General features: G+C 72.9%; 8 protein-coding genes. 4 read left to right on the forward strand and 4 right to left on the reverse strand.

Annotated elements, in window-relative coordinates; all coding sequences use genetic code 11:
• Positions 1–19 precede the first annotated feature (19 nt).
• Positions 20–895, forward strand: coding sequence for a LysR family transcriptional regulator (locus QUY26_RS04325; protein ID WP_289943766.1), 876 nt, complete (start codon positions 20–22; stop codon positions 893–895).
• A gap of 153 nt (positions 896–1,048) precedes the next feature.
• A complete protein-coding gene (locus tag QUY26_RS04330) occupies positions 1,049–3,880 on the forward strand; it encodes a hypothetical protein (RefSeq protein ID WP_289943767.1) in 2,832 nt (943 codons plus the stop codon).
• 297 nt (positions 3,881–4,177) lie between these two features.
• Here QUY26_RS04330 and QUY26_RS04335 read toward each other — a convergent pair whose 3' ends face one another.
• The 3 genes from QUY26_RS04335 to QUY26_RS04345 all read right to left on the reverse strand — a co-directional run bounded on the left by QUY26_RS04335 (position 4,178) and on the right by QUY26_RS04345 (position 8,424).
• Entirely contained in the window at positions 4,178–6,355 is a 2,178-nt protein-coding gene (locus tag QUY26_RS04335) for a putative bifunctional diguanylate cyclase/phosphodiesterase (RefSeq protein ID WP_289943768.1), read from the reverse strand.
• Entirely contained in the window at positions 6,352–7,164 is an 813-nt protein-coding gene (locus QUY26_RS04340) for an SAM-dependent methyltransferase (protein WP_289943769.1), read from the reverse strand. Before QUY26_RS04340 ends, QUY26_RS04335 begins: the two co-directional genes overlap by 4 nt.
• Before the next feature lie 252 nt (positions 7,165–7,416).
• Positions 7,417–8,424, reverse strand: a complete 1,008-nt coding sequence (locus tag QUY26_RS04345; RefSeq protein WP_289943770.1) for an SCO0930 family lipoprotein — start codon at positions 8,422–8,424, stop codon at positions 7,417–7,419.
• Between the two features lie 909 nt (positions 8,425–9,333).
• On the opposite strand from QUY26_RS04345, the gene QUY26_RS04350 reads away from it, so the two are divergent.
• Both QUY26_RS04350 and QUY26_RS04355 read left to right on the forward strand, forming a co-directional pair.
• A complete protein-coding gene (locus QUY26_RS04350; RefSeq protein WP_289943771.1) occupies positions 9,334–10,098 on the forward strand; it encodes a DUF4239 domain-containing protein in 765 nt (254 codons plus the stop codon).
• 713 nt (positions 10,099–10,811) lie between these two features.
• Positions 10,812–11,345 carry a hypothetical protein gene (locus QUY26_RS04355; protein WP_289943772.1) on the forward strand — a complete coding sequence of 178 codons (534 nt, stop codon included), beginning with the start codon at positions 10,812–10,814 and terminating at the stop codon, positions 11,343–11,345.
• A 117-nt stretch (positions 11,346–11,462) separates the two neighbouring features.
• Here the strand turns inward: QUY26_RS04355 and QUY26_RS04360 are convergent, their stop codons facing one another.
• Entirely contained in the window at positions 11,463–11,957 is a 495-nt protein-coding gene (locus QUY26_RS04360; protein WP_289943773.1) for a hypothetical protein, read from the reverse strand.
• Positions 11,958–12,158 lie beyond the last annotated feature (201 nt).

Genomic DNA, 12,158 nt, shown 5'->3' on the forward strand with positions numbered 1-12,158 from the left:
ATCGTCTATCGTGGTGCGCATGCAGTTCCAGCAGCTCCTCTACTTCGTCGCGGTCGCCGAGACCCGGCACTTCACGCGGGCCGCCGAGCAGGTGCACGTCTCGCAGCCGTCGCTCTCCCAGCAGGTGCGGGCCCTGGAGAAGGAGCTCGGCGCCGAGCTGTTCAGCAGGGCGCGCGGGAACATCGCGCTCACCGACGCGGGCGAGGCCCTGCTCCCGCTGGCCCGCCGCATCCTCGCCGACGCCGACACCGCCCGCATCGAGGTGCAGGAGCTGGCGCAGCTGCGCCGGGGCCGGGTGCGGCTCGGGGCGACCCCGAGCGTCTGCACGGGGCTCCTCCCCCAGGTCCTGCGCGACTTCCACGACCGCCACCCCGGCGTCCAGCTCCTGATCGAGGAGGGCGGCAGCCACGACCTCGTGCGCCACCTCGCGCGCGGCGCCCTCGACCTGGCCCTGGTGGTGCTGCCCCTGCCCACGCCGTCGCCCGCCCTGACGACCGTGGAGCTGCTGCGTGAGGACCTGGTGGTGGTGTCCTCGCCGGACGCGGCAGGGCTCGGCGCGTCCGCGCGCGTCGCCGACCTCCAGGGCGAGCGGCTCGTGATGTTCCGGCACGGCTACGACCTGCGGGAGCTGACGGTGGCCGCGTGCCGCGCGGAGGGCTTCGAGCCCGAGTTCGCCGTCGAGGGCGGCGAGATGGACGCCGTCCTCGGCTTCGTCCGCGCGGGCCTCGGCGTCGCCGTCGTCCCCCGCATGGTCGCGGAGCGGGCGGGCAGCGGCCTCCGCATGACCCCGCTGTCCCGGCCCCGGCTGCGCCGCACCATCGCGCTGGCCCACCGCAGCGACGTCGCGCCACCGCGGGCGGCGCGGGAGCTGCAACGCATGTTGCTCGCGAGGTAGCCCGGCTCTCTGTGGGCTCACCCCAAGGGGGCGCGAGCGTGAACGCGCGCCCCTCAACGTGCCCTGTGCGCTGGGTATTTCACGCCATCCGACGGGTCCCCAAGGTGTGCGCCCGGCTCTAACCTGGCCGTCCGTGAGCGGGAGGGGGCGCCCATGGCGACAGCTGCGGGCGGGGGCACGACGACGGGGAGCAGGGCGGTGACCGCGGGCCGGACGGCGGTGGTGGTGCTGCTGTGCGCGATGGTCGTGGCGTGCGCGGTGTGGGCCTCGGACGAGTGGGGGGACACCACGCGGCGCCAGGTGGCCGCGCAGGCGGTCGAACGGGCGCAGGTGAGCATGGGCATGGTCGTGCCCCCGGGCAACGCCACCCTGCCCGTGCCAGACCCGGAAGTCCGGCCGGGCAAGGGCAGCAGCGGCAAGATCTCCGTACGCTTGAGTCGCGAGAAGGGCGACAAATGGCGGGTCACCGCGCGCTACCGGCTCCGGCTGCGCGAGTCGGACCCGCTCGCCGAACGACTCCGGGCCGCGCCGACGACCTTCCGCCAGGTGTCCACCGCCATCCCCGGTGGATTCGGCACCCTCGTCGCCATGCGGCCCGCCGTCAAGGAGACGGAAACGGCCTTCCCGGCTCGCTGCACGGTCAGCCAGGCGTCCGCGAGCGGCACGGTGACGGTCACGGCCGAGCACGGCGTCACGTTCACCGGTCTCGCGCCCGGCCGTGTGATCTCCTTCGGACTCAACTCCCTGGCCCCGGATGCCGAGGGGCGCCCGGTGCCACATCCTCCGGGCCGCTGGCGATGGAGCCTGGACGTACCGCACGGCTGGGGATTCAGCGCCCAGGGGCAGCCCGACCGCCAGACGGCCCGCACCGTCGAGTACACGCTGCCCGCGCGCAAGTCCACGTTCGTCTTCGCCGAGTTCGTGCGGGCGCAGGCACCCAAGAAGGACACGAACACGCCGGTCTGGCAGGTCCGCCCCGGCAGCAGCCCCGAGGCCCTGCTGTCCCTGCTCGCCCTGGGCGCCGTCGCCGGAGGGGCACTCACGGTCTTCCTCACCGCGCCCGGCGGCTCCGCGGCGAGCCCGCGGCGGACCCGCGCCGCCATCGCGGTCACCGTCACCGCGCTGCTCCTCGCCGTCGCGGCCCTGCTCCTGCACACGTACTCGACCAAGTGGCGCGTGCTGTTCTGGCTGTGGGGGGCCGTCAGCTATCCGCACAACGCCCTGGTCCCCAACACCCTGCCGATGGAGTCCCGAACCCAGGGCACGCTCCTCGGCACCGTCCTGTTCGTCCTGCCCGTGCTCGCGGTCACCGTCACCCTGCACCTGCGCGCCGGACGCCTCCCGCACCGCTTTGAGCTGTGCGTGCTCGCCGCCCCCGCCGTGGCCCTCGTCCTGATGGCCTGGCTCATGGGGTCCGGCGGCTGGACCGAGGCGGTGCTGACCTGCCTGGTCAGCGCGTCCCTCGCGGCCGGTGCCGTGTACGCGGCGCTGCGGCTCGGGCTGTGCGGGACCGGCGCGCGCCCCTGGGCGGCGCCGCTCGCCGTGGCGGCCTGGACGGCTGTCGCCACCTCCGTCGTCCTGCAGGTCCTGCCCTGGGACTTCCAGTGGTCGCCCACCACCAACGCCTGGACGATCGACGACCGCGCCGTCGGTGTGTCCTGGCCGCTGGCCTTCCTGCTGCCCGTGCCCTGGGTGACCGCCCTGCTCCTGCTGACCTGCCCGCTGCTGCCGCCGCCGATCCGGCCCGGCTGGCGGGGCCGACTCGCCCTGGGCGCGGTGCTCGTCGCCGTCCTCCTCCCCTGGTGGACGACCCTGCGCAAGCCGCAGCGCCCGCCCACCAGCGACCTCTTCGCCCAACTCGCGGGCCAGTGGCCCGGCGACGACTTCATCTACGGCGTGCGCACCATCGCGTCCGGCGCCCAGATCATGTGGTGCGCGGCCCTCGTCGTCCTGATCGCGCACCTCTACGCCACCGGCACCGAGCCACGCCGCCTGGGCCCCGGCGCCCGGCGCGACTGCGTCACCCTGCTCCTGTTCGCCGCGACCGCGACCGTGATCGGCCGCCCGGACAACTGGCTGCCCTACTGGACGACCGCCGCTGCGCTCTTCATGGCCTGGGCGGGCGCCCATCTGCTGCTTCCGCCCGCCCGCGCGGAGCACGCCAAGCGGCTGCACCGCGTGACCGGCGCCGCGCACGCCCGGTTGCTCAACTCCCTGGCCCGCGCGCTGCTGTTCGCCGAGGGCCGCCACCGCTTCCTGACGTCGTCCCGCGGCACCCTCGCCGACACGTCCCTGCCCGCCGACGACTGGGAGGACAAGTGGCAGAGCCTGCGCAGACCCACCCCGGCGGACGCGGCGCGCGAGACGGCGCGGCTCAAGGCCGTCGCGCTCGGCGGCTCCGGGGGCCGCACCGCCTGGTCCAACGGCCTGACCGCGGTGTCCGCCGCGGCGCTGCTCACGCTGCCGTGGACGGCGTGGACGGCGTGGCAGGCCCAGGGCTACAGCGGGGTGCCGGAGGCGGTGACCGTCGCGGGCGCGCCGACATGCGTGTGGCTCGCGCACGGCTTCGTGTACGGATACCTGTATCCATGGCTGCGGGGGAACACCCCCGTGGCCAAGGCGGGTTGGATGTGGACCGTGATGTCGGCGGTGCAGGTGCTGCTGCTGGTGCCCCGGCTGCGGGTGCCGCAGGGACCGGTCGCGCTCTCGGTCTTCCTGCTCCTCGCCCAGAGCACCGTCCTGGCCCTCGGCCTCGCCCTGTTCTGGGAGATACGCCTGGTGCGCCGCGCCGACCTCCTCTGGGGCCACATCCGCAACTTCCGCCGCCTGTCGTCCCTCGCCACGCCGCTCAGCGCGGTCCTGGTGGCGACGATGGCGGCGGTGGCCACGGTGCTGGCGACGACGTGGGCGAACAACGTCACGTCCCCGGTGGACAACCCCAGCCCGTCCCCGTCGGCGACATCATCGGCCCCGGAACGCCCCTGACGGAGTTGTCCCCCGAGCCTGACAGCCGGGGGGAAGCCCCCGAGCCTGACAGCGGGCGGGAGCCCTCGAAGGGGCGCGAGGAACTGCGCGCCCGATCACCAACCACCCGCAGCCGCGCCCTCACCGTCAAGAGGCACCCCGAAGCGCGAATGCCCACTCCCCCGGCCCCGCGGAAACCCACCCCGGCCAAGGCGCACCCCGGCAGAGGCGCCCTCGGCAAAGGCGCCCCCGGCCAAAGCGCCCTCGGCCAAGGCGCCCCCGCCAGCCAGGGCGCCCCGGCAAAGGCGCACCCGCCACTCACGTCGCGTCCGCCAGCGCCAGCTCATGCAGCCGGTCCGGCGGCCCGGGCCGGGCGTAGTACCAGCCCTGAGCCGTGTCACAGCCCAGCTCACGCAGCTGATCGGCCTGCGCACCGGTCTCGACCCCCTCCACCGTGACGGCCAGGTCAAGACTGTGCGCGAGGGACACGATGCCCTCGATGATCTTCAGGTCGACCGGGTCGGCGGGGAAGTGCTGCATGCCCTGGGTGAAGGCGCGGTCGAGCTTGAGCACGCTGACCGGCAGGCGCCGCAGGTTCGCGAGGTTGGAGTACCCCGTGCCGAAGTCGTCGAGCGCGATGTCCACGCCCATCTCGGCGAGCCTGCGCAACGGCTTGAGCAGGTCGTCGTCGGCGCCGATCAGCGCGGACTCGGTGACCTCCAGGCACAGGGAGCCGGGCGCGAGACCCGCGCGCTCCAGGATCTCGACGGTGTCGGAGACCAGGCCGGGGTGGGTGAGCTGGCACGGTGACAGGTTCACGTTGACGCGCAGCGGGCCGGGGGCCTGGTCCGCCCCGGTCGCGGCCTCCCAGGCACGCGCCTGACGTACCGACTGCTCCAGGACCCAGCGTCCCAGCGGCACGATGAGACCCGTGTGCTCGGCGAGCGGGATGAAGCGGTCCGGGCTGATGACGCCGTGCTGCGGGTGCAGCCAGCGCACCAGGGCCTCGGCCCCGCGCACGCTGCCGTCACCGAGATGCACGAGCGGCTGGTACTCGATGAAGAACTCGCCGCGTTCCAGGGCCAACGGCAGGGCCGTGGTCAGACCGTGCCGGGTGATGGCGCGGGCGTCGGCCTCCGGGTCGGCCAGCTCGAAGCGGTTGCCGCCCGCGTGCTTGGCGCGGTACATCGTGATGTCGGCGCTGCGCAGGACCTCGGCGGCGCCGCGCTCGGCCGCGGGTCCCTCGACGATGCCGATGGAGCCGCGCACCGTCAGTTCGCGGCCGTCGACGCGGATCGGGGTGGCGAGCGCGTTCATGATGCGCCCGGCCAGCTCGTCGACCTCGTGCTCGGTGTCGGGGCCCGTGGTCAGCGCCACGAACTCGTCGCCGCCGAGCCGCGCGACCATCTCGCCGGGGGCGGTGGCACAGGCCTGGAGGCGGTCGGCGACCTCGACGAGGAGGCGGTCGCCCGCCGCGTGCCCGAGGCTGTCGTTGACGGTCTTGAAGCCGTCGAGGTCCAGGTAGCACAGACCGAAGCGGGAGCCCTCGCCCGCCGAGAGCGCCTTCTCCAGGCGCTCGAAGAACAGGGTCCGGTTGGGCAGGCCGGTGAGCGCGTCGTGGGTGGCCTCGTAGCGCAGGCGCAGATTGAGCAGGCGGCGCTCGGTGGTGTCCTCCATCAGCGCCAGCTGGTACTGCGGCGCCCCGTCGGCGTCGCGCAGCAGGGACACCGTCAGATTGGTCCACAGGACGGTGCCGTCGGGGCGGTAGAAGGCCTTCTCGACGCGGTAGTGCTCGCGGTCGCCGCGCACCAGTTCCTCGTAGAGGCGCCAGACGTGCGGGGAGTCGTCGGGGTGCGTCCACTCGGCCACGTTGCGGCCGCGCAGCTGGTGCTCCAGGCCGCCGAACATGCGGATCAGGGCGTCGTTGACCTCGAGGACCGTGCCCCTGAGGTCGGCGATGCCGATGCCGATGGCGGCGCCGTGGAAGACCGCGCGGAACCGCGCCTCGCTGGCGTGCAGGGCCTCGGCGACGGTGCCGCGGGCGTCGAGGGCGGCCCGGGATATGGCCTCCTGCTCGGCGCGGGTGCGCTCGCGCAGCGCCCGGGCGAAGCCGGCGGCGACGGCGTGCTGGATCCGGGAGCAGCGGGCCCGCAGCTCCTCGCGGTCACCGGCGGCGGCCTCGGTCACCGCGGCATCGGCGGCGGTGGCGGCGCCGCAGTACAGCACCAGATAGGCCTCGACGACGTCGAGCGTGCGGCTCAGGGCCTCCGGCTCGGTGCAGTGCGCCTCGACGAGGGCGGCGCCCACGGACTCACTGGCGGCGGCGTGGAAGACCCGCTCCTCCAGGGCCGTCCGCAACTGCCGGGCCAGCGGCAGCAATCGGCTCTCGAACTCGGGGCGGGTGAGCGAGGTGGCGGTCACCGGGAACAGCGCGCGGCTCCAGATGGTGGCGAACCTGCGCAGTCTGTCCTCCGGCCCGTCCTGGTCCGCGCTCAACGCTTGCGCCCCACGCCGGCGAACCCGGAGAAGGACCAGGGGTCCTCCTCCGCGAGCTCCGTGTCGGCCCGCCAGTGCGGCATCGGCACGAGGCCGGGTTCCACCATGTCGTATCCCTCGAAGAACCGCGCGATCTCGGCACGCGATCGCATGATCAATGGATTGCGGATGTCCTTGTACACGCCGACGGTCCCGTCGGCCTGTTCCTGCGGGACCGGTATCCCTTCGTACGAGGCGTGCGTCACGGCGATCGGGCTGCCGGGCGGCAGCGCGTCCCGCAGTTCGGCGACCGCCGCGTAGGGATCGTACGCGTCCTCGACGAAGTGGAGTATGGCCACCAGTAAAAGCGCCACTGGCCGATCGAGGTCCAGGAGGCTTCCGACCTCGGAACTCCCCAGGATGTCGCGGGGTTTCCGCAGATCCGCGTAGGCCGCCGCGGCCTGGTCATTGCCTTCGAGAACCGCACGGCTGTGCGCAACGGCGACCGGGTCGTGGTCGACGTACACGACGCGGGCGGCGCTGTCGGCCCGCTGTGCGATCTCGTGGACATTGCCGAACGTGGGGATGCCCGAGCCGATGTCGAGGAACTGCGTGACGCCCTCGTCGACGCAGAAACGCACTGCTCGGCGCATGAAGGCACGATTCGCCTGCATGATCTTGGGGAGCCCCGGCATGAACTCCATCGCCTTGCGCGCGGCCTCCCGGTCCGCCTCGAAGTTGTGCGAGCCGCCCAGATAGTGGTCGTACATCCGGGCCACGCTCGGCATCGTCATGTCGATGCCCGGCGGGGCCCAGTCGGGACGCTCCATCAACACTCCAAGGCTTAGGCGTAATCAAGGCGAGCCGGTGTTCGAAGGTGAGGCTACTGATCGTCAGCCAACGGAGCGAGTCCAAACGGAAATTGGCCGTCCGTTCTCGGTCACTGCCTTTGGCAAGTGCCGCACACAGCCCAAAGAACCGGTCCATTCCTTCCCTTTGGTGCGGAAGGAACGGACCGGTCTGAGTGGGGGGAGGGCGGCTGCTGTACTCGATGAACCGCCGTACCCGATGAACCGCGCGGGCTACTTCGTGGCGCCCACCGCCTTGCCGGTGGGCGCGGCGGCGAACCAGGTGCCGCCGACGCCCTGCCCGTTGGTGTCGCCGGGCTTCTTGTCGCCGGCGAAGGTGTACAGCGGCCAGCAGTCGATGGTCTGCTGCTTGAGCCCGTCCGGGCGGTTGAAGGTGACGAAACCCTTCTTCAGGATGCCCTTGGTGTCGTTCTTGGCCACCGGCTTGACCACGGGCCACTTCTCCAGGCAGGCGCCGGTGCACGCGGACTTCATGGGCCAGGCGGAGTCCTTGGTGAAGCGGTAGACGGTCATGCCGTTCTTGTCGACGACGATCTCGCCGAGCTCGGGGTCGTTGCGGGTGGAGAGTCCGGCCGGGTCGGCGGGCTTGCCGGCGTCGCCGCCGGAGTCCGCGCCCGAGTCGGCGGCGGGCGCGGCCTTCTTCCCGTCGGGCGCGGCGGCGTACCAGGTGCCGCCCACGCCCTGACCCTTGGCGTCGCCGGGCTTGGCGTCCTTGGCGAACCGGTACATCGGCCAGCCGTCGATGGTCAGCTGCTTGCTGCCGTCGGACCGGGTGACCTCGCCGAGCAGCGACTCGTCGACGCCGGGGGCGGCCTTGGCGCCCTTGGCCGCCACCACGGGCCAGGCGGTCTCGCAGGCGCCGTCGCAGTTGGACTTGGGGGGCTCGGCGGTGTCCTTGTCGAAGCGGTAGAGCGTGAAGCCCTCGCTGTCGGTGACGACCTTGCCGAGCTTCTTGCTGTCCCACACGGACAGCTGCCCGGCGGCCTTCGCCTTGCTCTTGCCGCTCCCGGAGTCCGAGCCGTAGCCACCGCCCGAGCCGTAGCCGTCGCCCGCGCCCGCCCCGTCCTTGACCGGAGCCTCGTTGCCCACGTTCTGGCCCTTGGGGGTCTGCTCCCCCTTCTCCTGACCGCACGCCGTCGTCAGCGCCAGCATGGCCGCAGCTGCTGCTACGAGCGAGGCGCTCCGCCAGGCCCTGGGGGAACCCCCTGATACATGCTGCATCTTCAACTCCCGCTTAGTGCTTGGCTGTTGTGACGCACGTAGCGTCCGGCGACGCCTGCTGCGTCACGCATGGCCCTAGGTACGGGCGGGAGTGGGCCAAGCGTTCAACGCGGCCGCGAAAAAGTTTCCGACGCCGCGTCGGCGGTCGCGGTGCGCCCTGCCGCGACCAGGGCGCGAACCCGCGTGCGGCCGGTCCCACGTTCGGACGACTGGCCGCCCGCTCGCGCCCGCGCGAGGGGCGCGCGGTCCATGATCTCGATCGTGCCCGGATCCTCCAGGGGCCGTTCGGCCCCCGTCACACGCGCCCTCGCACTACTCACCCTGAGCTGGCTCCTCGGCGCACCGACGGGCGCCGTCGCGGTGACGCCCGCGGACGCGTGCGCGTACGCGTCCACCGGTCAGGGCGGAGCCGTCGTCGCGGGGAGCGGGCCGGGGTGCACGCCGCAGCCCACGCCCCCGCCGAAGCCGAAGCCCACACCCCCCAAACCCTCCCCGAAGCCACCCAAGCCGACGCAGCCCCCCAAAACCACCCCGACGCCCGAACCGACACCCCCGAAGCCGACCCCCACACCCACCCCGGCCCCACCCCCCGAACCGACACCACCGCCCGAGCCCGCGCCGCCCCCGCCACCCGCTCCACCGCCACCCCGCGCGGCCCCCGCACCACGCCCGCCCGTCACTCCCCCACCGACCGTCGAACCCCAGGTCACACCCCCTCCCCCCGCCGCCCCGAAGGCCCGTCGCCCCGCCCCGTCACCCCCGCCCGTCGCCTACCCCGTGTACCACGCGCCGCCGCGCAAACAACCGCCCCGCGGCGGGCCGTCCCTGGTCTCGCTCACCCTGCTCGTCACCGCGCCCGCGGTGTTCGCCGTCGCAGCTCTGCGACCGCGCTGACCGCCGGAGGAACCCTTGTCGGAATGGCTTGTTCTCACCCTCGCGATGGCCGCCGCATGCGCCGTCGTCCTCGCCATCGTGGTGCTCCGGCACCGACGAACCTCCACGGACTATGACACTTCGGAAACTCCGGATGTCATGGAGTACATGACGATGATGATCGGTGTGGTGTACGCCATCGTCCTCGGCCTCGCCATGGCCGGTGTGTGGGAGGCCCGCAGCGCCGCCCAGGATCATGTGCGTGCCGAGGCCCAGGCCCTGCACGAGGTCCATGAGCGGGTCCGGGTGTACCCGCGGGAGGCACGGGAACGGATCCGCGACGATGTACGGGCGTATGTCGGCCATGTCGTGAGCACGGAGTGGGACACCATGACCGAGCGCGGCGAGCTGACCGAGCGCGGGGACGAACTCCTCGCCCGGCTGCGGAACGACGTCACCGACTACGAACCGAAGTCCGACTTCCAGGCCCAGGCCTACCAGCCCCTGATCGACCAGGTCTCGCTCGCCGACGACGCCCGCGGCGCCCGCGGCGACAGCGCGGAGGCCACCATGCCGGGCGTCGTCTGGTTCGGCCTCATCACCGGCGGCCTCGTCACGGTGGGCCTCATCTTCGCCCTCCAGATCCGCCGCACCACCCGCGAACTGATCCTCGCCGGACTCTTCTCCGCCCTGATCGCCTTCCTGCTCTTCCTCATCTGGGACTTCGACGCGCCCTACGGCCGCGGCATCGGGGCGACGGCGGAGCCGTTCGAGGCGCTGTTCCCGGACGCGCGCTCATAGCGCCGTCCGGCGGACCGGCGGCGCGGGACACAGGGCCGGGCCGGGTCAACCCTTCGGGAGGCACGGATCAGGTCCCCGCCCGGCCGCCGCGGGGGCCACCGGCCCTGGGGAAGTACCGGTGGCCCAGCCGCCGGACGCCCCCGTGTGTTCCCCCGTGGCGTTCCATCCGTGCGGCATATGCGTCATCAAACCCCCGACCCCGCCCCGCGGGGAGTGTGTGCGCCGCGCCAATGTGTGCGCGGCGCGCACACGGTGTGTGACCCGCACGGACCGGCGACCACCGGAAGTCCACCTTCCACCCGGACCCCGCCCTCTCCACCTCTCCACCTCTCCACCTCTCCGCCTCTCCGCCTCTCCACCTCTCCGCCTCTCCGCCTCTCCGCCTCTCCGCCTCTCCGCCTCTCCGCCTCTCCGCCTCTCCGCCCCCTCTCTCCCTCGCCCTCTCCCCAGCCTCCTTCCCAGCCCTCCCTCGCCCCCTCGCCCTCCCTCGCCCTCCCTCGCCCTCCGCGCCTGACGCCCTGCCACATCCCCGCGCCCGTACCGCCACGCCGCGCCGCCCCGTTCCCCTGTCCGGCCCACAGGAATGCCCCGTTCGCACGACACCGATCGCGGGCGGGCCCGGCCCTGCCTAGCGTTCGGGACATCGAGGTGCATAACAGGCGCAAGCGGAAGAAGGTCCGCGGCTGCTCCTCGGGGACCCGGAGGATTTGCTCATGCGCGCGATACGCGTCGCTTCGGCCGCTCTGCTCACCGCCACCGCCCTGACCCTCACCGCGCCTCCGGCGTCCGCGGCCGTCACGGGCGAGGAGAACATCACGTCGTTCGGGTTCCGGGTCACGCCGTCCACGATCGCCGCGGGCGGCCAGGTCACGCTCAGCGTCGACGGCTGTGAGCACAACACCAAGGTGACGTCGGGCGTCTTCGACGACGTGACCATCCCCAAGGGCCAGTCGTCGGCCACCGCGAAGGTCTTCTGGGACGCCAAGCCGGGTGCCATGTACGAGGTGACGTTCACCTGCGGTCAGGAGTCGGGCACGACCGACCTGACCATCGTCGGCGGCGGCTCGACCAGCAACCCCAGCCACCACCCCACCCCGCACCACACCCGGGGCGTCAAGGCGGGCGTCGGCGGCAGCTCCGGCGGCTTCGACGGCGGGCAGCTCGCCCTCGGCGGCGCCCTCATCGCGGGCGTCATCGGCACGGCGTACTACTGGACCAGGCGGCGCACCGGCCAGGGCGAGTCCTGACGACACGTGCTGGTCCCCCGGTACAGGCGGCAGGCCCGGCGCGGAAGGGGACGCGCCGGGCCGGTCGGCCGTGCGGGTGCCGGACGGTCCGTCACGCCCCGTCCGGCGCGGGGAGTCTCAGGCCTTGCTCTCGGACCGGCGGCGCATCCAGAACACCCCGCCGCCGACGGCCGCGGCCGCCACCAGGGCCCCGCCGATCGCCATGTCGGTCCGCGTGGCCCCGGACGTGGTGCTGCCCCCGACGCCGCCTCGGACACCGCCGTGGATCACGGTGAAGGCGGCGGGCCGGGTGAGGGGCTTGCCGCCGCAGTTCGCCGTGATGTCGTACGCGCCGGGGTGGGCGTTGTGGTTGACCTTGACCGTCGCGCTCGCGGTGGAGCCGCCCTGGATGTGATGCAGGTTGGTCCGCGGGAACGCCGGTGACTCGACGTAGCTGCCGGGTGTGCTGCAGGAGCTGCCGTCGACGGTGACCGTCAGCTGGCCGCCGCGGGCGATGACGCTGGGCATGGCGACGATGTTGCTCGGTTCCGCCCAGGCCGCGGCGGACGGCGCCGCGAACCCGACCAGGGCGCCTGCGGCGACCACGGCCGCCAGAGCACGTGAATTGCGCATGGGTATCTTCCTCCGCGGCAGGCGCCCCGGGGACACCATTTCCCCGGTCGATCGGCGAGAGCGCCTCCCAGATAGACCCTCAGACGCCCTGCGAGCAGCCGCATTTCGGGAATCGGCCGTCCTGGTGAGGGGACACGCCGGGGCGCGTCCGCGCGAGTGGATATTGCCGCAGGTCACGGACCGTCAGAAATTTCCTGCGGG

It is taken from the genome of Streptomyces flavofungini, from assembly GCF_030388665.1.
GTDB lineage: Bacteria > Actinomycetota > Actinomycetes > Streptomycetales > Streptomycetaceae > Streptomyces > Streptomyces flavofungini_A.